Here is a 22972-nt window from a genome sequence, read left to right on the forward strand (position 1 = left end):
CTACCCACCAGTATCGTTCCTGCATGGCTCCTCTTCGCCAGTGCATGAGCCAATACTCAACATACCGCCCGAAACGCGCTGTTCTGACCCGCCGGGTCAGGCGTCTGGCGTGCCCCCCGCTGCGGCGTCGATCTCTGCAGCACCGGCACGAATGCGGGGTATGAGTTCACGACCGTAGGCCGTCACGTCGCCCAGCGGATCGAACCCGCGCAGCAGGAAACCGCCGATCCCCAGCCTGTAGTATTCCAGCATCGCATCCGCGACCTGTTCCGCCGTGCCGACCAGGCAGGTGGTATTGCCCTGTGCGCCATAGGCCTTTGCCAGCGCCGTCCAGAGTCGCGTGTCATGCACATCGCCGCGCGCGGCCGCCTCCAGGATGCGACGGCCCGACTCATCAGACGCGGCACGGCCTGCGTGCCTGCCCAGCTCCGCATTCACCTGGGCCAGGATCTCATCCGCCTTCTGCCAGGCTTCCGCTTCGGTCTCCCCCAGTATCGGGCGGATGGACATGTTGAACTGGGGGGTGCGCCCGAAGACGGCTGCCCGCTTTCGGAAGTCCGCAATGCGTTCTGCCGTCTCCGCCAGCGGCTCGCCGAAGATGGCGAAGACGTCGCAATGTTCCGCCCCCATCGCCAGCGCGCCCTCCGACGATCCGCCGAAGAACAGCGGCGGATAGGGCTGCTGCAACGGCTGGACGTCGCTCCGCACGCCCTCGAACGCGTAGAACTCGCCCTTGTGGTCGAACGGGCCGGGCTCGGTCCAGACTCGCCGCATGACCGAGAGGTACTCCGCGGCGCGGCGATAGCGGATGTCCTTCGGCTGAAAGTCGCCGTCCATGCGCTGCTCGGCATCACTGACGCCGGCAATGATGTGCACGGCGATCTGGCCCTGATGCAGATTGTCGAAGGTGGCGATCTTGCGCGCCGCCAGCGTCGGCTGGATGAAGCCGGGCCGGTGCGCGATCAGATAGCCCAGCCGTTCGGTGTGTGCCGCCGCGAAGGACGCGACCTGGAACCCTTCGGCAGACTGGGAGGTATAGCCCACCAGCACCAGGTCATAGCCCGCCGCCTCATGGGCCTGGGCGAAGGTCTTGAGGAACGCCGGCGAAATGCCGCCGGTGATGATGTGCACCGTCGCCTCCGTGGCCTGTGGTGCCACGCCGATCATGCCGACAATTCGTACCGGAATGGCTCGATCCTCCCCTTCCGGAGCAACCGTTAAGGCCTGGTCCGGGATTTCCCCAGGTGCATTCGCGGGAACGACAATGCGGCCAGTCATGCCGAAGGGCAAGCCGGTGCGGCACAGGGCAGACGCTCCGCCGGGTGCAGTTTTTTCTGTCTTCGGGATCAAACTGACGCTAAAGAAAATGGCATGAGCACGTTCATGGAACAGCGACGACGCGGCGGCTGACGTATCGGGTGGGCACCTGATGCGTGGTTCAGCAGCTTGCCCGCCTTATTGCAGCCACCAGATCGAAGTCGCCTCATAATGTTCCGGATTTCCCACATGGACGCAGAAAGTGCGTCCCGGTTTCCCGCCATCCTCGACATCTGTTTCGGTCCCGACCGGACGACCAAGATCGCCTATCGGTTTCGCGATGGCGTGCCCCCTTGCGACCGTTTCGGCCTGGCAGCCTACGCGGACGAGGGCATGATCGGCGGCATCCAGTACTGGCCCTGCCGGGTGGAGGGTGTCACCGCACGTCTGCTCGGTCCCGTTGCCGTGCTGCCGGCGTGGCGGGGACGGGGCGCGGCGCGGGCACTGGTCAGCCAGAGCATGGAGCTTGTGGCAGAGGCCGGTATCGACCTGGTGGTGCTGGTGGGAGACGCCGCGCTGTACCGGCAGTACGGATTCTATCCGGCTTCCGCCCAGAGCCTGTTCATCGCGGACGAGAACCCGGAGCGGGTACAGATCCGCCCCCTCACCCCCGCCGGTGCCGCAGCCTCCGGTGAAGTCTGCACGGCAGGCAAGGTGCTCGCCTGACCTCAGTCGTTGCCTGACCTCAGTCGCTGCCTGACGTGACCGGTTCTGCCGCAACAGGGGCGACACCCAGTTCATCCAGCCGCTCCCGAAAGCTCAGCAGGTCCTGCCAGGCCTGGCGTTTCAGTTGCGGCTGGCGCAGCAGATAGGCCGGATGGAACATGGGCAGCGCGGGGATCGGGCCGGTCGCCGCCGGATAGTCCCGCCAGCGTCCCCTCTCCCGCGTGATGCGGGCGTCGAAGTCGAACAGGGCGCTGAGGGCGGAGCCCCCGACCATCAGCAGGGCCTTCGGCGCCACCAGTTCGATGTGGCGCACCAGGAACGGCAGCATCGCGGTTACTTCCGCAGGGGTCGGCTTGCGGTTGCCGGGCGGACGCCAGAGCACTGTGTTGGTGATGTAGACCGATTGCCGGTCCAGGCCGATGGCCCCAAGCATCCGGTCCAGCAGCTTCCCCGATTCCCCGACGAAGGGGCGGCCCAACCGGTCCTCGTCACGGCCCGGTGCCTCACCGATCAGCATGATGTCAGCCTCGGGATTGCCGTCCGCGAAGACAAGCTGCGTTGCCGTTTCGCGGATCGCCAGCCCCTGGAACCCCTCCAGCGCGGCGCGCAGGGCATCCAGGTCGGCGCACTGGGCCGCCAGTTGCTGCGCGGTGATCGCGGCCTGACGTTCCGATATCACCTCCGGCGATTCCGGGCGGGCGGCAACCGGTCGGGACTGCGGCAGCGGCTCACGGGCAGCGGGGGCCGCTGCGGTCGTGCGCGCGCGCTCCGGTTCAGCAGGCGCGGCAACAGGCGCGGGTGGCGGTTTCAGCCGATCCGTCGGCTCGGCCCCGATCACGACGTCCAGCCCGGCGTCCACCAGAAAGGCGAGCGCCGCCAGATCGGCGTGGAACTGACTTGTGGTATCGGTCATTCATTGAATATACCCCGGATTGACCGTCGCTTGAATTTGTTGTGTTCAAGGCTAGGCTGATCCGTGTTGCGCGGGCTGGCGTATGGCGAACAGGGCCCGCGGTCACGGGTCGTTCGGGGTCGGCGGGGTCCGGCACAGGTGCAAGGGGAGTCTCTCAATGGAACGCGAGTATATGGAGTACGACGTTGTGGTCGTTGGCGGTGGTCCGTCCGGCCTGTCGTCGGCAATCCGGCTGAAGCAGCTCGCGGAGAAGGCTGGCACGGAGGTGAATGTCTGCGTGCTGGAGAAGGGGTCCGAGATCGGTGCCCATATCCTGTCCGGCGCGGTTATGGACCCGCGCGCCATGAACGAACTGTTCCCTGACTGGAAGGAACGCGGCGCACCGCTGAACGTCCCCGTGACGGGCGAGAAGTTCTGGATGCTGACGGAGCCGAGCCACATCTCCGTTCCCGCGAAGCTGCTGCCGCCGCCGATGCAGAACCACGGCAACTACATCGTCAGCCTGGGCAATGTCTGCCGCTGGCTGGGAGAGCAGGCGGAGGCGCTCGGCGTCGAGATCTACCCGGGCTTCGCCGCCGCCGAGGTGCTGTACCACGAGGATGGCTCCGTGAAGGGTGTCGCCACGGGTGACATGGGCATTTCCCGCACCGGGGAGCAGAAGGACAGCTATACGCCGGGCATCGAACTGCATGCCAAGTACACCTTCTTCGCCGAGGGCTGCCGCGGTTCCCTGACCAAGACACTGATGGAGCGGTTCAACCTGCAGGAAAGCTGCGAGCCGCAGACCTATGGCATCGGCATCAAGGAACTCTGGGAGATTCGCCCGGAAATGCATCAGGAAGGCCTGGTGGTCCATACGGCGGGCTGGCCACTGGACCGGGGCACCTATGGCGGCTCGTTCCTCTATCACCTGGAAGACAATCAGGTGGCCGTCGGCTACGTCATCGGACTGGACTACAAGAACCCCTACCTGTCGCCGTTCGACGAGTTCCAGCGCTACAAGAATCACCCCGACATCCGCCCGTTCTTCGAGGGCGGAAAGCGCATTTCCTACGGCGCGCGGGCGCTGAACGAAGGCGGGCTGCAGTGTGTGCCGGATCTGGCATTCCCGGGCGGCGCGCTGATCGGCTGTGCCGCAGGCTTCATGAACGTGCCGAAGATCAAGGGCAGCCACAATGCGATCAAGACCGGCATGATGGCCGCCGACGCTGCCTATGACGCGCTGATGGCCGCCGGTGAGGAGGGCGAGGCCGAGAAGGTGCTGAGCGCCTATCCCGAAGCCTACGAGAACAGCTGGGTCCACAAGGAACTGCATCAGGCCCGCAACGTGCGCCCGGCCTTCGCCAAGTGGGGCCTGATCGGTGGCACGCTGTATACGGGCATCGAGCAGATGCTGTTCCGGGGCAATGTCCCCTGGACGTTCAAGCATGGCCACAAGGACCATGAGGCCCTGGTCAAGAAGGATCAGGCCAGGCCCATCGACTATCCGAAACCGGATGGCGAGGTTTCCTTCGACAAGCTGTCTTCGGTGTTCCTGTCCAGCACGAACCACGAGGAAGACCAGCCGATCCACCTGACGCTGAAGGACGACACCGTTCCGGTGCAGCACAATCTTGCCTACTACGATGCGCCGGAGCAGCGGTTCTGCCCTGCTGGCGTCTACGAGATCATGCGTGACGACGACGGGTCGAACCCGCGGCTGCAGATCAACGCCCAGAACTGCGTCCACTGCAAGACGTGCGATATCAAGGACGTGACGCAGAACATCAACTGGGTCACACCGGAAGGCGGCGGCGGCCCGAATTACCCCAACATGTGATCAGGCAGCATCGGGAAAGCGCGCGGCAAAGCCCTCGGGCGACAGCCGCGCGACATTCGCGACCTGGCTGACGGTGTGATAGGCGCCGCAGAGCGCGATGACCTCCAGCTGCTGCGCGACCGTCCAGCCGTCCCGGAAGGACTGCAGCACCGGATCGGTCAGGTTGCCGGTCGCCGCGAGGCTGTCGGTCACGGTCAGCAAGGTGCGCTCCCGCCCGGTCCAGCACGCGGCCTGCGGATTTGCGTGCACCGTTGCCGCAATCTGCTCCGGCGTGAGACCGACGGCCTCCGCAAAGACGGCGACATGCACCCCCCATTCGTATTCGCAGCGCCAGTGCGCCGTGGTGCGCAGGATGACGATCTCCCTTTCCCGCAGGGGCAGCGGGCTTTCCCGGTCCAGCAGGTTCGGCACCCCCTTGCGCAGGAAACGCGCGCTGTTGGCGAAGGTCCGGAACAGGCTGAGCAGATGCCCCTGCACACGCGGATAGCCTTCCAGCAGCGCAGCGGTCTCGGCCTCGAAGGGCGGCTCCACAGGGGCAAGAATGTTGGTCATGGCATTGGCACTCCAGGCTTGCTACAGAATGTGTAGGAGCAATGTAGCTACAAATTATGTAGCGTCAAGGAGGGTGTCTTGAGCCTTGGACCCGTGCGGGGATCGACCACCGGTCGCCCGATCATGGTGCTGTTCGACATTCTGGGACAGCGGTGGAGCCTGCGGATCCTGTGGGAACTGCGACAGGGTCCATTGACGTTCCGGGCGCTGCGGGACGCCTGTGACGGGGCATCACCGACCGTTCTGAACACACGCCTGAAGGCGCTGCGCCAGCTTGGGCTGGTGGACCTGGGGCCTGATGGCTACCTGCGGACCGCTGACGGCGATGACCTGGGCAAGCAGCTCGCAGATCTCGACCGCTGGGCCAATGCCTGGGCCGAACGCAGCGCCCCGGAGCGCCCACAGCAGTCCTGAAGCCGCAGCCTGTTCAGCCCTGGCGATATCCATCGCCGAAATGGGCCTGCCGGGCGGAAGGGGGAAACATTCTTCCGGCGCTGGAAGACCCGAAACCTGCCATCCGATCAACGCTGATGCGGCGGGATCCCGTCAGTCCGCTGCCGTGCTGGCAAGCCGGCGACGGGGCAGCGCGGGCGGTGTCAGGCCGGAAACTTCCGTGATCAGTTTCGCCAGCATCGCCCGCGGAAAGTCGTTGAAATCCAGCGTCGGCAGGACGAAGGCTCCGTTGCCGCCTGCCACGTCGGTCTCGAAATAGCGCACCAGTTCCTCGCGGTCCTCGTGCTCCTTCCGGTCCTGCAGGATCGGAAGGCCATTGATCACGATACCGCGGAGCACCACGAGGTCCCGCGCCTCCGCCGACTTCACGCCCTGATTGGACGGGTCGTCGCCCGACAGGTCGATGATGCGCCTGCGCCCCTCGAAGCGATTGCTGTCGATCTCGTCAGCCCCCCGCAGCAGCGCCGTGCCGATGGCCGTGAAACTCAACCCTTCCCACGGCGGTTCCGTCTCCGCCGCGACGCTGTCGGCAAAGGCATGCGCGCTGGCCTCATCCGTGATCAGGGTCCAGGGCACGGCCATGATCTGGTTCTCCGGCCCGGCCCAGAACATGACCGCCACAGCGGCCCGCCCGGTCGGCAGGTTGCGGATGGCGGAGATCAGACGCGCATTCCGGAAGGCCGCCGCCAGCCCGTAGATCTGCGATTCATGCTCCTCCACCGTCACGCTGTGGGAGACATCCAGAGCCAGCAGCAGTTCCAGATCGACCTGCTGCCGCGCCTGCGCCGATGCGGGTCCGGCGAACGACAGCATCAGAAGACAGAAAATCATCGAAAGTCGCCAAGTCACGCATCAATCCTCCCCCCAACGTCACCGACATTGTTGCAAATGTTTCATCACTGTTGGAGACTTCATGCATTCAAAGAGCGGCATGCAACGCAAAAAGAATCGCCGCCTGGGAGGAGATGACCATGTTGAAACGCGTACTCTGTGCGGCGGTAATCGCTGGCATGCCGGTGATCGCCGGTGCGCAGACCATTGAAGATCTCAAGAATGATGCAGCGACGCCAGACGATGTGCTGACGCTCGGCATGGGCTGGGACCAGACCCGCTACAGCCCGCTGGAACAGATCAATGCGAAGAACGTCGGGCGCCTGGTTCCGGTCTGGAACTACAGCCTGGGTGACAACCGTGGTCAGGAGGCACAGCCGATCGTCCACAATGGTGTCATGTACGTCACCACCCACGATGCGACCCACGCCATCGATGTGAAGACCGGCAAGAACCTCTGGGTCAACAAGATCGAATATCCGCCGGAGACGCCGCGCATCGTCTGCTGCGGCATCGTCAATCGCGGTGCCGCCGTGCTGGAAGGCCGCCTGTTCCGCGTGACGCTGGACGGCAATGTCATCGCGATCAGCATGGAGACCGGTGAGGAACTGTGGCGCTCCGCTGCTGCCTCCATCGATGACGGCTACTCCATGACGCTGGCACCGCTGGTGACCCCGGCTGCCGTGATCACCGGCGTGTCCGGTGGCGAATACGGCACCCGTGGCTTCATTGACGGCTGGGATCCGGCAACCGGTCGCCACCTGTGGCGCAAGTACGTGATTCCCGGGCCGGGCGAGGAAGGCAACGAGACCTGGCCGGGTGACACCTGGAAGCACGGTGGCGCTCCGACCTGGATCACCGGTTCCTACGATCCGGAGTTGAACCTGGTCTACTGGGGCACGGGCAATGGCGGTCCCTGGAACGCCGAGTTCCGCAAGGGCGACAACCTCTACATCACCTCCACCCTGGCCATGCGCCCGGAGACCGGTGAGATCGTCTGGCATTACCAGTACTCGCCGAATGATCCGTACGACTACGACGAAGTGGGCGAGAACATCCTCACCGACATGATGATCGACGGCCAGAACCGGAAGGTCATGATCCACGTCGGGCGCAACGGCTTCATCTACGTTCTGGATCGCACCAATGGCGAACTGCTGCGGGCCAACCAGTACGTCAAGCATCTGAACTGGGCCGACGGGATCGACATGAAGACAGGTCGCCCGATCGACTCGGAGATCACCAAGAAGATGCGGGCGGGCGAGGAAATCGTCGTCTGGCCGGGCGCTTTCGGTGGCAAGAACTGGTTCCCGGCGTCCTACAGCCCGAAGACCGGTCTGGTCTATTCCAACACGCTGGAAATCGGCATGGGCTACAAGCCCGTCGAGCCGAAGCTGGTGAAGGCCACGTTCTATGTCGGCATCGACCTCTCCAAGGCACTGTTCTACGTCAAGGAGGGCGAGAAGCATTCCTACCTGCGGGGCATTGACCCGCTGACGGGCAAGGCCAAGTGGGAAGTCGGCTTCGACGTCGCCAACTGGAGCGGCACCATGGCAACCGGCGGTGACCTCGTATTCACGGGCGCGCAGACCGGCGAGTTCATGGCCTTCGACGCCAACACCGGTGACAAGCTCTGGCAGTTCCAGACCGGCTCCGGGATCATTGGTCAGCCGGTGACCTACACGATCGATGGCGTGCAGTACATCACGGTCGCGTCAGGTATCGGCGGTGCCTACCGGAACTACTTCCCGCTGCTGGGTGGTGTGAATGCTCCGGAAGTCGTGGAGAAACTGACCAAGGTACAGCCGGGCGGATCCTTCTGGACCTTCGCGCTGCTGAAGTAAGCGTCCCCTGTGGATGCCTGAAGGGGTCGCCTGCACACCGGGCGGCCCCTTCTGCTTCTCTGCCTTCCAAGAACGAACCTACTGGAGAAATCGGACAATGCGTGCTCGATGGATCAGACTGACCGGCATCGGCGCAACGATGCTCGCGACCACGGTATTCTCGCTGTCGGCACAGGCTGCCGGCTCGGCGGAGACCGGCAAGGAACTCTACAATACCTACTGCGTCATCTGCCACGGCCCCAACATGGTCAATTCCGGTGCCCGCGCCTTTGACCTGCGCAAGTTTCCGCTCGGTGACCGGGCGCGCTTCATCAAGTCGGTGAAGGATGGCAAGAAGGGACGCAACGAAATGCCGGCCTGGGGCGATGTCCTGTCGGCGGAGGAAATCGATCACCTCTGGGCCTACACCAAGACCAGGGGCAAGATGTGATGCGCCTGCCCGTTCGCGAGCTTCTTGCCGGACTGGCCGCGGTTGCCGCGACGGCCCTGCCGCTGGCCTCCGGCCTACAGGCCCAGCCTGCGCCCCTCAAGATCTGCCTGGAGGAGGACTCGCCACCGCTGTCATTCAGCTTCGGTCCCCGCAAGGGCGGCTTCGACCATGGTGTGGCGGAGGAGATCGCGAAGCGCATGGGTCGGCCCCTGAAGGTCCAGTGGTTCGAGTCGGAGAATGACGAGGAAGCGGTGCCGGTGTGGGAGGCCAATGCCCTGCTCAGCGACGGGTTCTGTGACCTGATCGCGGGCTACCCCCTGCTCGGCTCCACCCTCGGCAAGCCGGAGACCGACAAGGGTGCGGTCCCGGAATATGAAGGCATGAAACGCTCCGAACGCGGCCGGCTGGTGAAGCTCGGCGTGCTCAGCGCGACGCAGCCATACTACCGCGCGGGCTATGGCGTCATTGTCGGCCCGGCCGCAGAGGGCCGCCCTGTCCACCGCCTGGCCGACCTGAAGGGCCTGCGTCTGGGCGCGGAGGTCGGCACGATGGCCAGTGCCCTGCTGTTCCGCAACGCGGGCGGCCTGCTTGTGGATGACATTTCCAATATCTCGGAAACCAAGGAGCTGCTGACGCGCGCGGCGGCGGGCGAGTTCGACGCCGTGCTGATCGAGTTGCACAAGTTCGACAACTTCAGGCGGCGCAATCCGGACACGCCCCTGCACTGGAGCGGTTACGTACATCCGTTCGGCGTCAACATGGGGCTGGCGGTGCTGGAGCGCCATGCTGCCCTGCGCGAACAGGTGAATGTGATTCTGGACGCGATGAAGGCGGATGGTACGCTGGACGCGCTGGCGGAACGCTGGCAGATGACGCGCATTCCCCCGGCGCCGCCGTGGATATTGCAGCGTCTGACTCCCGGAATGCTCAACGCAGGATAATCCATGTCCCGGCCTTCGCCTCGGCCCCTGGTTCTGTTACCCGCCCTGATCGCCGGTCTGTCCGCCTTGGTGACTGCCTTCATGGCGGAGGCGCAGGAAGATCCGCTGAAATGGCTGCCGCCCGGATCGCGGATCGAGGCCACGCTTTCCGAATATCCGGCGCGGGCCGTCATTGCGGAGCAACGCGGCGGCACCGCCGGTCATCTGGCACGCCTGGGGGAGCTGGTGTTTCGCAGCCCGCTGACGCTGGGGCGCGACGCTGCCCGGCGTGGCCTGTCCTGCGATGCCTGCCACACCAATGGGGCCGCCAATACGGCCTTCATGATTCCCGGCGCATCGGACCGACCGGGCAACATCGACCTGACCCATCGGGAGTTCCACTTCCGGGAAGACGATGGTCTCGACAATCCGGTCAACATCCCCAGCCTGCGCGGTGTGCGCTGGACCGCGCCCTATGGTCATGACGGTCGGTTCCCGACCCTTCGCGCCTTCAGCCACAATGTCATCACCCGGGAGTTCGGTGGACCACCGCTGGAGGACTGGCTGATGGATGCGCTGGTGGCCTGGCAGATGGAGTTCGGTTTCACCGACCGGGACCCGGCACGAGCGACCAGCGCCGCCTATCGCGCGCACTGCCTGTCCTGCCACGGGGACAGCTCGGTTCTGCCCGGCACCCGGTTCCACGACATCGGGACCGGACGCCTGGTGCAGGCGCCGCCGCTGTTCGGCCTCGCCGAGAGCGCGCCCTATCTGCACGATGGCTCCGCCGCGACGGTCGGGGACGCGGTGCGCGCCCACGATGGTCTGAACCTGTCCGACGAGACACTGGCGGTGGTGATCAGCGACGCCGAACGCCTCGGGACCGTGACCCGGCGCTTCGATCCGGAGACGCTGAGCGGCGACCTTCGGCGGCTGGACGGGTTCCTTGATCTGGTGAACCAGCAGTTGCTGGACGAGGACGGCGTCAGGGCCGACCGGATCGGCGACATGGTGGCGATGGAGATCGGCCATATCTACCGGCGCTTCGATCCGGCGGCGGAGGATGCGCGCGCCCTTGTCCGCCAGTGGGCCAGGACACTGGCGCAGGTGATGCGGACCGGCCTGGACAGGAACTATCCCGGTGCACGCGATCTGCTGGCGGCGCTGCGGGACACGATCGCCGGTGACCTGCCGCGCCTGCAGGAACATGAGCCGACATCGCTCTACGCCAGCGCGGCGGCCAACATCGGGAAGGGGACAGGCCAGTGAAGTTCTATGACTATTTCCGTTCGTCCGCGGCCTATCGCGTGCGCATCGTCATGAACCTGAAGGGCGTGGAGGCGGAGCGGATCTTCGTCAACCTGTTCAAGGGGGAGCAACGCGCGGAGTCCTTTCGGGAGATCAGCCCCTCCGGTCTGGTTCCGGTGCTGGAGCATGACGGCAACCGCATCTTCCAGTCACTGGCGATCATCGATTATCTGGATGCGCTGTACCCGGAGCCACCGATGGTGCCATCGGACGCCGCCGGGCGCGCGCGGGTGCTGGGGATCGCCCTGGCGATCTCCGCCGACATTCATCCCCTCGGCAACCTGCGGGTCCTGAACCGCGTCGAGCACGAAGTCGGCGGCGGCAAGGCAGGCCGCGCCGCATGGATCGCCCACTGGGTCCACGATGGGCTTGCCGCGCTGGAGGCGCGGCTGTCGACGGAGAGGCAGACAGGCACCTTCTGTCACGGGGAAGCACCGGGCATCGCCGATGCCTGCCTGGTGCCGCAGATATTCTTCGCCAGACGCTTCGATCTCGACCTCGGTGCCTACCCGACCCTTGTCCGCATCGACGCCGCCTGCAACGAACTGCCCGCCTTCGCCGACGCCCACCCGATGAAGCAGCCCGACGCGGCGTAGGGGATCGCTTCCCTGCTGCCCCCCTTGCGGGGGAAGTGGCCGCGCAGCGGTCGAAGGGGGGAAACCGAAGGCTGCAGCACTGCGGTCTGATCGCTGTCCGGCTTCGCCGGTTCACCCCCTACCCGACCTTCCCCATCAAGGGGGAAGGGGAACCGTTCATGCTTCGATACGGCCGTGATCAGCCCTTGGCGTCGCGGGCCTTTGCGATCATCGACAGCATCTGTTCCGTGCTGATCGCGCCGGGGACGACCTGATCGCCAATGATGAAACCGGGCGTGCCGGTGATCTTGAGCGTGCGCGCCAGCGTGTAGTTCCGGCTGATGGCGGCATCGACGTCCGGGCTTTGCATGTCGGCCTTCAGGGCAGCAACATCCAGTCCGAGATCACGGGCGACGGCCATGATCCTGTCTTCGGTGTAGCTGCCGCGTTCCTGCATCAGGGCGACATGCATGTCGTAGTAGCGGTCCTGCTTCGCTGCGGCCAGCGCACCACGGGCGGCCAGCACTGAGTCCTCGCCCAGGATCGGAAACTCCTTGAACACCAGCCGGACATTGCCGTCCTTGTGAATGGCTTCCATCAGCGACGGGAAGGCACGCTTGCAGTAGCCGCAGCGGTAGTCGAAGAACTCCACCACCGTCACGTCACCGTCCGGGTTGCCCGCCACGAAGCGCCCGGTCGGATCGTCGAGCTGGGTCATGTGTGCGGCGACCATGGCGCTGGTACGCTCGCGCTCCGCCACTTCCGCGCGGCGCTGCATCTCCTCCAGCGCCTCGACGATCACTTCCGGATGCCGCAACAGATAGTCACGGACAATCTGTTCGATTTTCGCCTGTTCGTCCGGTTTCGCCTCCTCTGCCTGCACGGGCAGCGCAAACAGCAGCGCGAGGGCAAGGGCGAGCATGGTTCTGATCAAAGGACAGACTCCCGATTGGATGGGGCACTTCTCATGCAGACCCTTCTGCCTGCGCGATACCCGGACCGCAAGCCACAACCGTGTGAAAGTGCCTGCGGCCGCCATCAGCGCGCCCGCCGCCTGACGGTGGTGATGGCGTTCTGGATATCCAGTGCCCGGTAATAGTCGGGCGACCCCTTGGGCAGCATGCCGAGCGCACGCACGACCTGTTCCTCAGCGAAATCGAGCTGTCCGGTATGGAAGTACTGCTCGGCGCCCGCCAGCAGGGACATGCCCCGGTTGCCCAGCCTGCCATAGACGATGGCGAGCTGGCTCCAGGCCTGGGCGTTGTCATTCTCGAACCGGACAACCTCTTCCAGCAGGGCCTGTGCCTCCGCGTCCGTTGCGGGCGTGCCGGTCGCGATCAGGGCCTGCGCCAGCATCGTCGAGACGGCGGCATGCTGGATGCGTTCCGCCGCCTCGCGCAGCGGCTCCAGCGACTCCGCCACGCGCCCCCCCTCCAGCAGGATCTGTCCGCGCAGCTCCACGAAGTAGTCATTGCCGGGATAGGCCGCGATAAGTGCATCGATCTCGGCCAGGGCCTCGTCCGTCCGGGCAAGCCGCATGAATGCGACCGCGCGGGCGTAGCGGGCCACATCGGAGGTATCCTCCGGCGGATAGTCCCGCATGATGTCCCGTGGCTCCCGCACGAAACCGGCGAGCTTGGCCCGCATCAGCTGGTGCGCCCGCACCATGTCCGGCGGATCCTGCTGGTCCACCAGCGGTGATTTCTCGACCCGGCTCTCCAGTGCGTCGATACGCTCGAAGCTGATCGGATGGGTGCGCAGGTAGCTGTTGCCGCCCCGGTCGCCGAGCAGAAAGGACTGCTGGTCCAGCACTTTCAGGAACTCGACGATGCCTCTGGGCGACCAGCCTGCCCGCTCCATCAGTTCGACAGCGGCCTGGTCAGCGGCTGATTCCTGATTGCGGGAATAGGCGAGAAACAGGCCTGTTCCCGCGCTGGAGCCGCTCGCGATCAGCCCGCCCGCCGCGCGACCGTTGCCGGAGGCGGCAGCCGCGATTCCGCCCAGCAGTGCCGCGATGATCGACAGGGTCTGGGCATTGGCCAGCGCCTCCGCAGTGCGGGACAGGTGACCGCCGCGGATATGACCGGTCTCATGCGCCAGGACGCCGACAAGCTGGCGCGGCAGTTCGGTCTTCAGGATCAGTCCGGTGAAGACGAAGATCCGCTGTCCCCCGGCGACGAAGGCATTCAGCGAAGGGTCGTTGACCAGATAGGTGCGCGCCACCCGCGGGTCCAGATTTGCGGCCTGGAACAACGGCTTGGCGTAGAGCGCCAGGATATGCTCTATTTCCGCGTCCCGCACGAGATTAAGGGCGCGGTTCTGGGCATGGGTCGGCAGGGTGAACAGCAGCATCAGGGCCAGCGCCGAACAGAGGCTGGCGATCTGCCCGCGCAGGCTCCGGCCACGTGTCGGCGACGGCAGTCGGTTCAGGCGTCGCACCTTGGCGGTACTCCTCGGGACGGGTTTGTCGGGCTGCCGATGATATTGAAGGAAAAGATGGCATGAAAGTGTCGAAGCGCGGTGCCGTTCCACCATTCTACGTGATGGAAGTCATGAAAGCGGCGGCACTGCGGGAGGCCGAGGGCAAGCCCGTGCTGCATCTGGAGGTCGGGCAACCCTCCACCCCCGCGCCGTCCGGTGTGCTGAAGGCGGCCATTGCCGCCGCCGAGGGGCAGCGTCTCGGCTATACGGATGCGCTGGGGATGCCGGAACTGCGGGCCCGCATCGCGCGCCACTATCGCGACTACTACGGGGTCCGGATTCCGGCGGAGCGGATTGCGGTCACCACCGGATCATCGGGCGCGTTCCTGCTGTCCTTCCTGGCCTCCATGGATGCGGGCGACCGGATCGCGCTGGCGGAGCCGGGCTATCCCGCCTATCGCAACATCCTGACCTCGCTGGATATCGAGGCCGTGGGCGTGCCGACCGGACCGGCGACACGATTCCAGCCAACCCCCGAACTGCTGGACCAGGTGGAGGGTCCCCTGGATGCCCTGCTGGTGGCCACCCCGGCCAACCCGACCGGTACCATGCTGGATACCGAAGCGCTGCGCAGCCTGATCAGCTATTGCGACCAGCGCGACATGCGGCTGATCGTGGACGAGATATATCATGGCATCACCTATCACGGCCCTGCGGTCACGGCGGCGGCGCTGAGTGATCGGGTCATCATCATCAACAGCTTCTCGAAGTACTTCTCCATGACCGGCTGGCGGCTCGGCTGGATGGTGGTGCCGGAGGACCTGCACAGGTCCGTCGAATGCCTGGCGCAGAACCATTTCATCTCGCCCCCGGCCCTGTCGCAACATGCCGCCATCGCCGCCTTCGACTGCCAGGATGAGGTGGAGGCGAACATGGCAAGATACCGCCAGAACCGCGACCTGCTGCTGCGCGAACTGCCGAAGGCGGGACTGGATGAACTCGCCCCGGCGGACGGGGCCTTCTACATCTATGCCAACGTCAGCCGTCACACGAACGACTCGGTCACCTTCTGCAAGCGGATGCTGGCGGAAACCGGGATCGCGGCCACGCCGGGCATCGATTTCGATCCGGAGCGCGGGCACCAGTATGTCCGCTTCTCCTTCGCCGGAACCACCGAGGACATGGCGGAGGCGGCGGCGCGGCTGAAGGACTGGCTGAAATGACTGGCCACGCCTTCGATGGGCGGGTGCTGGACGCCACCATCGACCCGGAGCAGCTCCCGCTGTTCCCCGATATCTCCGGCAATACCATCAACGGGCTGGGTGAGACGCAGGTTCGCGCCCCCTCCCCGATCTACTGGCAGGACCCGCGCAGTCTGGCGCATGGGAAGCTGCAGAACTGGATGCTGGAGAAGACCCGCCGTGACGTGCCGGAGATCATGGAGATGCGCCATGGTCTCGGTGGCCGCGGTAACGAGGAACGTGCACCTGTCGCCGACCACAGGTCCGAAGGCTCGGCCGCCGGTTTCACCCAGGAAGTGAAGGCATATGCCCTGACGGCAGAGGCGGATGACGTCGGCATCGCCCGGATGCAGCCGGAATGGGTCTATGAGGGGCACAAGGCCGATCTGCCCAACGTCATCATGGTGGCGGTCCGGATGGACCACGCGGAACTGGCCACCGCGCCGGAGCCGCCGTCGGTCGTGGAGGTGATGCGCCAGTACAATCGTGGCACCCGCGCCGCCCGCGCGGTCGCGGACTGGATCAGGCAACGCGGTTTTCAGGCCGTGCCGCACGGTGGGCCGGTGGGTGGCCCGCTGGTCATGGTTCCGGCCGCCATCGCGGCGGGCCTGGGCGAACTGGGCAAGCACGGCTCGATCATCCACCGCCGTTTCGGCTCATCGTTCCGGCTGGCAGCCGTGCTGACCGACATGCCGCTGGACACGGACACACCCGACAGCTTCGGTGCCGACGGCTTCTGCGAGAACTGCCAGGTCTGCAGCCGCGCCTGCCCGCCCGATGCCATATCGGAGGCGAAGCAGACGGTGCGCGGCGTCGAGAAGTGGTACGTCGATTTCGACCGCTGCGTGCCCTACTTCAACCAGACCTATGGCTGCGGCATCTGCATCGCCGTCTGCCCATGGAGCCGCCCGGAAACCGGCCCGAAGCTGCTGCAGAAGATGCTGCGACGGCTGAAATAGGCCTCCCCGGTTGTTGGCCCGGCGTCAGAGCGACGCGCTCGGGCGCTCCTTCATCTTCGTGTACCAGGCATTCAGGGCAGGCTTCGTCTCATCGACGCGGACCTTGATGATCCGGGCGAAGTCTACAAAGACGAAGGTGGTGATGTCGGCATAGGAGAAGCTGTCGCCCACCATCCATTCACGCCCGGTCAGCCGTTCCTCCAGCATTTCCAGGAAGCGCCCGGCGCGCCTGACGCCGCGCTCGGCCAGTTCCGGGATCTGGTCGTAATTGTCGGGGCCGGGCAGGGCACGGCCCTTCATGTGCGGGTTGCCGTTGCGCAGCGCCTCGGCTACCGCCGCGCCACCCTGGCTTTCGGCGATGGCGGCCCATTGCAGGATCTCGGCCTTCTGCGCCGGTGTCGTACCCATCAGTTTCGGGCCGTCACCGACTTCCTCCAGATAGGTCGCAATCGCCAGGTTCTCGGTCAGGGTGACACCGTCATCGGTCTCCAGCGCCGGCACTGTCGCCCGCGGATTGACCTCCAGGAAATCCTCGCCCAGTTGCTCCCCCTTCGCGATGGAAATCTCGGTCGTCGGGATATCCAGCCCCTTCTCCGCGATGAAGATGCGCGCGCGGCGCGGGCTCGGTGCAGTACCACAATCATAGAAACGCATGGATCAGTCCTCCCCAGGATCAGAAGTCGGATGCGGCGCGCGACAGCGGAAGCATCCGCCGTCACGCGCCATCATCAGCAGCAGGAATATCGGTCAGCAGCAATCACAGGCCAAGGGCGCCCTTCACGGCGGCCATGCCATCGCCACCGTCCAGGGTGGTGACGCCGTCCAGCCACTTGCCCAGCACCTCAGGATGCGCCTTCAGCCAGGCCGTGGCGGCCTTCTTCGGTTCCTCGTCGTCGTTCAGGATCGCGCCCATGATCTCGTTTTCCATGGCCAGGCTGAACTTCAGGTTGCCCAGCAGCTTGCCCACATTCGGGCATTCTGCCGTGTAACCCGCACGGACGTTGGTATAGACCGTGGCACCACCATAGTTCGGCCCGAACCAGTCATCGCCGCCCGAGAGATAGGCCATCTTGTGGTTGGCGTTCATCGGATGCGGTTCCCAGCCCAGGAACACCACATCCTCGCCACGGCGGGCGGCACGGCTGACCTGCGCCAGCATCCCCTGCTCCGACGACTCGACAACCTCGAAGCCCTTCAGGCCGAAGGCATCCTTCTCGATCATGTCCAGGATCAGGCGGTTGCCGTCATTGCCCGGCTCGATGCCGTAGATCTTGCCGTCGAGGCGGTCCCTGAACTTCGCGATGTCGGCGAAGCTCTTCAGCCCGGCATCATAGGCCCCCTGGGTCACGGCAAGGGTATATTTGGCCCCCTCCAGATTGACGCCCACGGTCTCGACGCTGCCATCCTCCCGAAAGGGCGCGATGTCGGCTTCCATCGTCGGCATCCAGTTGCCCAGGAAGATGTCGATGTCACCGTTCTTCAGCGAGGTATAGGTAACCGGAACCGACAGTACCTTCACATCCGGCTCGTACCCCAACGCGGAGAGCACCACCGATGTTGCCGCTGTCGTCGCCGTGATGTCGGTCCAGCCGACATCGGAGAAGCGGACCGTCTCGCAGGCCGCCGGATCGGCCGCCTGCGCGTTTCCGGCCGCCAGGGTCGCCATGCCGGCTGCCAGCCCGATACCGGCAAGGCGCCTCAGATGTCGCCGAAGGCTGCTGTGGTGTCCCATTGTGCTCTCCCGTCCTGTTGTCCAGATGGTTTGTTCGGACACGCATGGAAGCATTGAACGAATGCCGCGACAACAGCCGCCTTCAGCGGCTAGATTTGGCACGAATAACAAGGGGAGAGAGCATCATGCGTGTCGAGGGGAAGATCTGCGTCATCACGGGCGGCGCATCCGGGATCGGCAAGGCGCTGGCGGAGCGTTTCCATGCGGAGGGCGCGAAGGGCATTGTCGTCGCCGACCTGCAGGAAGACGCACTGAAACAGGTCGCGGACTCAGTCGGCGGCCTGGCCGTCGTCACCAATGTCGCGAAGGAGGCGGATATCCAGGCCCTGGTCGCGGCGGCGGAGAAGGCCTATGGCCACATCGACGTCTTTGTCTCGAATGCCGGCATCGCGCGCATGGGCGGGCTGGATGCCTCCGATCAGGACTGGCAGCAGAACTGGGACATTCACGTCATGGCGCACGTCTATGCCGCACGCGCGGTGGCGGAGAAGATGGCTGTCCGTGGCGGTGGCTATCTGATCAACACGGCGTCAGCCGCCGGGCTGCTGACCCACGTCAATTCCTCCACCTATTCGGTCACCAAGCATGGCGCCGTCGCCTTCGCGGAATGGCTGTCGATCAATTATGGCGACCGGGGTGTCCGGGTGTCCGTGCTGGCCCCGCAGGCCGTGCGTACCGCCATGACCACGGGCCGCGACGTCACCATCGCGTCGGTGGACGGCATGATGGAGCCGGAACAGCTGGCCGACTGCGTCATTCGCACCATGGACAGCGAAGAGTTCCTGATCCTGCCGCACGAGGAAGTGCGGGAGTACATGAAGCGCAAGGTTCTCGACGTCGACCGCTGGCTGAAGGGCATGCGCCGCTTCAAGGCCAAGCGCGGCGGCAGCTCCACCTGAACCTGTCCTCAGCCGCCTCTCAGCACGTGCGGTTCCGCCAGATACTCGGCGGACTGCATCTCGTGCAGGCGGCTGGCGGTGCGGTGGAACTCGAAGGCACCATCGCCGGAGGGGTACAGGTCGTCGGGTGATGCATCGGCGGCGCAGATCAGCTTGGTGCGGTTCTCGTAGAGCGCGTCGATCAGCGTGACGAAGCGTTTCGCCTCGTTGCGCTTCTCCCGCGTCATCTTCGGCACCTCGGCCAGGATCAGGGTGTGGTAGCGCTCCGCCAGTGCCAGATAGTCGGCAGCGCCCAGCGGGCGTTCGCACAGGCTGGCGAACGTCATGAAGGCCACGCCCTTGGCAGCGCGGGGAATCTCCAGCGTCCGTCCCTGGGTGGTCAGGCTTTCGGCCTGCGCCTCCTCCCCCTCCGTCAGCGCCGCGAAATCCTTCTCCAGCGCCGCATCCGCTTCCGCCCCCAGAGGCGAGACATAAACCGGCATCTGGTTCAGCCGGTCCATGCGGTAGTCGGTCGGGCTGTCGAGGTGCAGCACGTCGAGCTTCTCCTGCAGCAGGTCGATGAACGGCAGGAAGAGCTGGCGGTTGAGGCCGTCCTTGTAGAGGTCGACGGGGGCACGGTTGGATGTCGCGACCACCACGACGCCGCGGGCAAACAGCTCCGTGAACAGCCGCCCCAGGATCATCGCGTCGGCCACATCCGTGACCTGGAATTCGTCAAAGCAGAGCAGCGTCGCCTCCGACGCCACCCGGTCGGCAATGGGCGGAATCGGATCGTCGCCATCGCGCGCTTCCCTGGCAGTCTGGCGGAACCTGTGGGCGTCCGCATGCACCTCCAGCATGAAACGATGGAAATGAATGCGGCGTTTCCGCTTCACCGGGGCCGTGTCGAAGAACAGATCCATGATCATCGACTTGCCGCGCCCGACACCACCGTAGATGTAGAGACCGGAGGGTACCTCACCCACCTTCTTGCGGGCACCGAACTGGAACAGGCGGCGGACACCCTTTTCCTTGCCGGGATCGTAGCCCTGCAGACGGTGATGCAGCGACTGCAGTTTTTCCGCCGAAAGCTCCTGAACCGGGTCGTGGTTCAGTTCGCCCGCCTTCACGAGCTTGCGGTAACTGTGGATCGGGCCGGCGCTGTCCAGTCCGACCTCACTCACAGGCTCAACCTCATGCCATCCTCCGCCACCGTCCAGCCACGGGCCTCGACCTCTGCACGTTCGGCGGCATCCCGGCGCAGTACAGGGTTGGTATTGTTCAGATGGATGAAGACCTTGCGTCCGACCTCCAGCCCGTCGAAGGCGGCCAGCGTTCCATCCGGTCCACTGATCGACATGTGGCCCATCCGCTGCCCGGTCTTGATGCCCACCGACTGCACCATCATCTCGTCGTCGGTCCAGAGGGTCCCGTCGAAGAACACCATGGCCGCGCCCTGCAGGCGTTCGGCCAGCTCATCGGTCATGCGGGCACAGCCGGGGATATAGAACAGCTTGCGCCCCTGCCCGTCCGTGATCTCCACGCCCACCGTATCCTCGTCGACCGTCCCGAAATTGTTGTCGGCCGAGCCGTCCTCCAGCCAGAGTGCCACCTTGCCGGGCACGGGAAAGACGGTCAGCGAAAGGCCGAGCGGCGTACCGTCCTGCTCCGTCAGGTCAACCGGCTGGTTCAGGGTGAAGGGGCGACGGTCGACGAACTTCGGGTTCAGCACGTTGAAGATGGTGTTGGCGGCCAGCACGTCCTGAATGCGTTGCGTGGCATAGAGCGCCAGGGGCTGGCTTTCCCGCAGGTTCAGCAGCCCCGCCGTATGATCCACATCGCCATTGGTCAGCACCGCGGCGCGAATTGGACTGTCACGCAGGCCGCTCTTCGGGTGCAGCGCGGGGTTGCGCTCGATCTGCTGGCGCAGGTCCGGAGAGGCGTTGAACAGCACGAACCGCGCACCGTCCGCCGACACGGCGATGGAGGACTGGGTCTGCGCCTGCAGCGCCGGATCACCGTCCCAGAAGGCACGGCAGTTGACGCAATTGCAGTTCCATTGGGGAAACCCGCCACCTGCGGCGGCACCCAGCACCAGCACTTCCATGTCGTTCCCCCGAATCCAGAAACGTCCTGCCGCAGACAATAACCCTATCTTTCCAGGGTTGGCATCTCGATCACCTTCACGGTGGCCGAAGCGGTCGCGACCGGCCCGTTCCCACCGTCGGTCAGTTCCGCCTCGACGAACTTGGTGCGGGCACCGCCACCGATGACCCGCGCGGTCACCCGCGCGTCCCCGGCGCGCGCGCTGCGCACGAAATTGACGTTCATCGTGATGGTGACCCCGTACATGCCGACGCCCCGGTTGCGGCTGGACGCACCACCGCCCGCGATCCCGCAGTCCAGAAAGGCGGCGATGATGCCCCCATGCACCGATCCGGCGGCATTGAGGTGATAGTCGGTGAAGGTCGTCTCGATGACGTAGAACCCGTCACCACGTTCGATCACCGAAACCGGCATGTGCTCGCTCAGCAGCGGTGCACCCTTGATCTCGTTCTGTCGCATGAATCCTCCCCGGAGCCGACCTTCCCGACACCATAGGGACCGCCACCGAAGACAAAAGCCCGTATGGCGCATGGACGGTCCAGCCGATAGAGGGTTCACCTGCACCGTTTCAGGCCCTATTTCTGGGCGACCGACCGTTCAGGAGTTGCCTAGATGAAAGTCGCCATCGTTCCCGTTACACCGTTCCGCCAGAACGCCTGCGTCATCTGGGACCCCGAGACCATGGTCGGGGCGCTCACCGATCCGGGAGGTGACAAGGCGCACCTGCTGGAAGTGGCGAAGGAAAATGGTGTGAAGCTGGAGAAGATCCTGGTCACCCATGGCCACATCGATCACGCCGGGGCGGTGGCGGAAATCGCCGAGGAACTCGGCCTGCCCATCGAGGGACCGCAGAAGGAAGAGACCTTCTGGATCGACAAGCTGGATGAACAGGGCAGCCGCTTCGGCTTCGACGGCGCGCGCGCCTTCACGCCGGACCGCTGGCTGGAAGACGGCGACAGCGTCACCGTCGGTGGCATGACGCTGGAGGTACGGCACTGCCCTGGGCATACGCCCGGCCACGTCATCTTCTACAATGCCGCGTCGAAGGTGGCGATTGTCGGTGACGTGCTGTTCCGGGGCTCCGTGGGCCGTACCGACTTCCCCAGGGGCAACCATCATCAGCTCATCACCTCGATCCGGGAGAAGCTCTGGCCGCTGGGTGACGACGTGACATTCGTGCCGGGCCATGGCGACACCTCCACCTTCGGGAACGAGCGCATGTCGAATCCCTATTGCGCCGATTTCGTGGAAATCTGAGCGCCTCAATCAGGCTGAACCGACATGGAATGGCTGAGCGATCCGAACATCTGGGCGTCCCTGGCGACCCTCACGGCGCTGGAGATCGTGCTCGGCATCGACAATCTGGTCTTTCTCTCCATCGTCACCGAAAAGCTGCCGCCGGAACGGCAGCCTGCCGCGCGACGGATCGGCCTGGGTCTGGCACTGGCGATGCGCATCGCGCTGCTCTCCGTGGTCGTCTGGATCGCGGGACTGGTCGCACCGGTCTTCAGCATCGGGGAGCACACGGTCAGCTGGCGCGACATGATCCTGCTCGGCGGCGGGCTGTTCCTGATCGGCAAGGGCACCTTTGAAATACATGCGGCTGTCGAGGGTGAGGAGGAGGAAGGGGCAGCGAAGGTATCCACCAGCTTCGCCTTCGCCATCGCGCAGATCGTGGCGCTGGACCTGGTCTTCTCGCTCGACTCGGTCATCACAGCCATCGGCATGACGCAGAACCTGCCTGTCATGGTGACGGCGGTGGCGCTGGCAATGGCTGTCATGCTGTTCGCTGCAGAGCCGGTCTCCCGGTTCATCCGCACCCATCCGACGACCAAGATGCTGGCGCTCAGTTTCCTGTTGCTGATCGGGACAGCCCTGATCGCCGACGGCCTGCACTTCCATATCGAACGTGGCTACATCTACGCGGCAATCGTCTTCTCGGTACTGGTCGAAGTGCTCAATCTGGCGGCACGGAGTGCCCGTCGGAAGAAGCCCTGAGCCAGCCCC

The 22972-nt window shown here is 65.0% G+C and carries 24 protein-coding genes; 13 read left to right on the forward strand and 11 right to left on the reverse strand.

Going from position 1 to position 22972, the window contains the following annotated elements:
* Positions 1-96: 96 nt before the first annotated feature.
* Positions 97-1167, reverse strand: coding sequence for an LLM class flavin-dependent oxidoreductase (locus tag QGV54_RS15090; protein WP_281019975.1), 1071 nt, complete (start codon positions 1165-1167; stop codon positions 97-99).
* 339 nt (positions 1168-1506) lie between these two features.
* On the opposite strand from QGV54_RS15090, the gene QGV54_RS15095 reads away from it, so the two are divergent.
* A complete protein-coding gene (locus tag QGV54_RS15095; RefSeq protein ID WP_281016012.1) occupies positions 1507-1983 on the forward strand; it encodes an N-acetyltransferase in 477 nt (158 codons plus the stop codon).
* Between the two features lie 19 nt (positions 1984-2002).
* On the opposite strand, the gene QGV54_RS15100 is transcribed toward QGV54_RS15095, so the two are convergent.
* Positions 2003-2896 (reverse strand): uracil-DNA glycosylase, encoded by an 894-nt coding sequence (locus QGV54_RS15100; protein WP_281016011.1) that lies wholly within the window; start codon positions 2894-2896, stop codon positions 2003-2005.
* Positions 2897-3053: 157 nt separating this feature from the next.
* Here QGV54_RS15100 and QGV54_RS15105 point away from each other — a divergent pair, with 157 nt between their 5' ends.
* Positions 3054-4715: an electron transfer flavoprotein-ubiquinone oxidoreductase gene (locus QGV54_RS15105; RefSeq protein ID WP_281016010.1), complete on the forward strand. Its 1662-nt coding sequence runs from the start codon at positions 3054-3056 to the stop codon at positions 4713-4715.
* Here QGV54_RS15105 and QGV54_RS15110 read toward each other — a convergent pair whose 3' ends face one another.
* Positions 4716-5267, reverse strand: a complete 552-nt coding sequence (locus QGV54_RS15110; RefSeq protein WP_281016009.1) for a carboxymuconolactone decarboxylase family protein — start codon at positions 5265-5267, stop codon at positions 4716-4718. It lies immediately after the preceding gene.
* A gap of 123 nt (positions 5268-5390) precedes the next feature.
* On the opposite strand from QGV54_RS15110, the gene QGV54_RS15115 reads away from it, so the two are divergent.
* Positions 5391-5681: a helix-turn-helix domain-containing protein gene (locus QGV54_RS15115; RefSeq protein WP_348637688.1), complete on the forward strand. Its 291-nt coding sequence runs from the start codon at positions 5391-5393 to the stop codon at positions 5679-5681.
* Between the two features lie 132 nt (positions 5682-5813).
* Here QGV54_RS15115 and QGV54_RS15120 read toward each other — a convergent pair whose 3' ends face one another.
* The gene (locus QGV54_RS15120) at positions 5814-6551 is read right to left on the reverse strand and encodes a DUF1194 domain-containing protein (RefSeq protein ID WP_281016007.1); all 738 of its coding nucleotides are present in this window, start codon (positions 6549-6551) and stop codon (positions 5814-5816) included.
* 140 nt (positions 6552-6691) lie between these two features.
* Between QGV54_RS15120 and QGV54_RS15125 the strand changes: the two genes are divergently transcribed.
* The 5 genes from QGV54_RS15125 (at position 6692) to maiA (ending at position 11649) form a co-directional block, all read left to right on the forward strand.
* Positions 6692-8395, forward strand: a complete 1704-nt coding sequence (locus tag QGV54_RS15125; RefSeq protein ID WP_281016006.1) for a PQQ-dependent dehydrogenase, methanol/ethanol family — start codon at positions 6692-6694, stop codon at positions 8393-8395.
* Between the two features lie 97 nt (positions 8396-8492).
* Positions 8493-8825 carry a cytochrome c gene (locus tag QGV54_RS15130; RefSeq protein ID WP_281016005.1) on the forward strand — a complete coding sequence of 111 codons (333 nt, stop codon included), beginning with the start codon at positions 8493-8495 and terminating at the stop codon, positions 8823-8825.
* On the forward strand, positions 8825-9766 hold the full coding sequence (locus tag QGV54_RS15135; RefSeq protein ID WP_281016004.1) for a transporter substrate-binding domain-containing protein: 942 nt from the start codon (positions 8825-8827) through the stop codon (positions 9764-9766). The genes QGV54_RS15130 and QGV54_RS15135 overlap by 1 nt, the downstream gene beginning before the upstream one ends.
* An 81-nt stretch (positions 9767-9847) precedes the next feature.
* Positions 9848-11014, forward strand: a complete 1167-nt coding sequence (locus QGV54_RS15140; protein ID WP_281016003.1) for a hypothetical protein — start codon at positions 9848-9850, stop codon at positions 11012-11014.
* Positions 11011-11649, forward strand: a complete 639-nt coding sequence (maiA, locus tag QGV54_RS15145) for a maleylacetoacetate isomerase (protein ID WP_281016002.1) — start codon at positions 11011-11013, stop codon at positions 11647-11649. Before QGV54_RS15140 ends, maiA begins: the two co-directional genes overlap by 4 nt.
* A gap of 178 nt (positions 11650-11827) precedes the next feature.
* Here maiA and QGV54_RS15150 read toward each other — a convergent pair whose 3' ends face one another.
* Both QGV54_RS15150 and QGV54_RS15155 read right to left on the reverse strand, forming a co-directional pair.
* A complete protein-coding gene (locus tag QGV54_RS15150) occupies positions 11828-12562 on the reverse strand; it encodes a DsbA family protein (protein WP_281016001.1) in 735 nt (244 codons plus the stop codon).
* 104 nt (positions 12563-12666) lie between these two features.
* The gene (locus tag QGV54_RS15155) at positions 12667-14067 is read right to left on the reverse strand and encodes a M48 family metalloprotease (protein ID WP_281016000.1); all 1401 of its coding nucleotides are present in this window, start codon (positions 14065-14067) and stop codon (positions 12667-12669) included.
* 62 nt (positions 14068-14129) lie between these two features.
* Here QGV54_RS15155 and QGV54_RS15160 point away from each other — a divergent pair, with 62 nt between their 5' ends.
* Positions 14130-15272: an aminotransferase class I/II-fold pyridoxal phosphate-dependent enzyme gene (locus QGV54_RS15160; RefSeq protein WP_281015999.1), complete on the forward strand. Its 1143-nt coding sequence runs from the start codon at positions 14130-14132 to the stop codon at positions 15270-15272.
* Positions 15269-16249: a 4Fe-4S dicluster domain-containing protein gene (locus QGV54_RS15165; RefSeq protein WP_281015998.1), complete on the forward strand. Its 981-nt coding sequence runs from the start codon at positions 15269-15271 to the stop codon at positions 16247-16249. Before QGV54_RS15160 ends, QGV54_RS15165 begins: the two co-directional genes overlap by 4 nt.
* A 24-nt stretch (positions 16250-16273) precedes the next feature.
* Here the strand turns inward: QGV54_RS15165 and QGV54_RS15170 are convergent, their stop codons facing one another.
* Entirely contained in the window at positions 16274-16903 is a 630-nt protein-coding gene (locus QGV54_RS15170) for a glutathione S-transferase family protein (RefSeq protein ID WP_281015997.1), read from the reverse strand.
* A 103-nt stretch (positions 16904-17006) separates the two neighbouring features.
* On the reverse strand, positions 17007-17915 hold the full coding sequence (locus tag QGV54_RS15175; RefSeq protein WP_348637687.1) for a choline ABC transporter substrate-binding protein: 909 nt from the start codon (positions 17913-17915) through the stop codon (positions 17007-17009).
* A 191-nt stretch (positions 17916-18106) separates the two neighbouring features.
* Here QGV54_RS15175 and QGV54_RS15180 point away from each other — a divergent pair, with 191 nt between their 5' ends.
* Complete coding sequence (locus tag QGV54_RS15180) at positions 18107-18880, forward strand: SDR family oxidoreductase (protein ID WP_281015995.1); 774 nt, start codon at positions 18107-18109, stop codon at positions 18878-18880.
* An 8-nt stretch (positions 18881-18888) separates the two neighbouring features.
* Here QGV54_RS15180 and zapE read toward each other — a convergent pair whose 3' ends face one another.
* From zapE to QGV54_RS15195, 3 genes are read right to left on the reverse strand one after another with little or no spacing between them, the layout of a single operon-like run.
* Positions 18889-20043 carry a cell division protein ZapE gene (gene zapE, locus QGV54_RS15185; protein ID WP_281015994.1) on the reverse strand — a complete coding sequence of 385 codons (1155 nt, stop codon included), beginning with the start codon at positions 20041-20043 and terminating at the stop codon, positions 18889-18891.
* Positions 20040-20966, reverse strand: a complete 927-nt coding sequence (gene pqqB / locus QGV54_RS15190) for a pyrroloquinoline quinone biosynthesis protein PqqB (protein ID WP_281015992.1) — start codon at positions 20964-20966, stop codon at positions 20040-20042. Before pqqB ends, zapE begins: the two co-directional genes overlap by 4 nt.
* A gap of 44 nt (positions 20967-21010) precedes the next feature.
* Positions 21011-21424, reverse strand: coding sequence for a PaaI family thioesterase (locus QGV54_RS15195; RefSeq protein ID WP_281015991.1), 414 nt, complete (start codon positions 21422-21424; stop codon positions 21011-21013).
* Between the two features lie 153 nt (positions 21425-21577).
* On the opposite strand from QGV54_RS15195, the gene QGV54_RS15200 reads away from it, so the two are divergent.
* The gene (locus tag QGV54_RS15200; RefSeq protein ID WP_281015990.1) at positions 21578-22222 is read left to right on the forward strand and encodes an MBL fold metallo-hydrolase; all 645 of its coding nucleotides are present in this window, start codon (positions 21578-21580) and stop codon (positions 22220-22222) included.
* Positions 22223-22246: 24 nt separating this feature from the next.
* Positions 22247-22963: a TerC family protein gene (locus QGV54_RS15205; protein WP_281015989.1), complete on the forward strand. Its 717-nt coding sequence runs from the start codon at positions 22247-22249 to the stop codon at positions 22961-22963.
* The last annotated feature ends 9 nt before the right edge of the window (positions 22964-22972 follow it).

Origin of the sequence: Minwuia sp. IMCC3060 (assembly GCF_029909435.1) — a bacterium.
In the GTDB taxonomy this organism is placed as follows: Bacteria; Pseudomonadota; Alphaproteobacteria; order Minwuiales; family Minwuiaceae; genus Minwuia.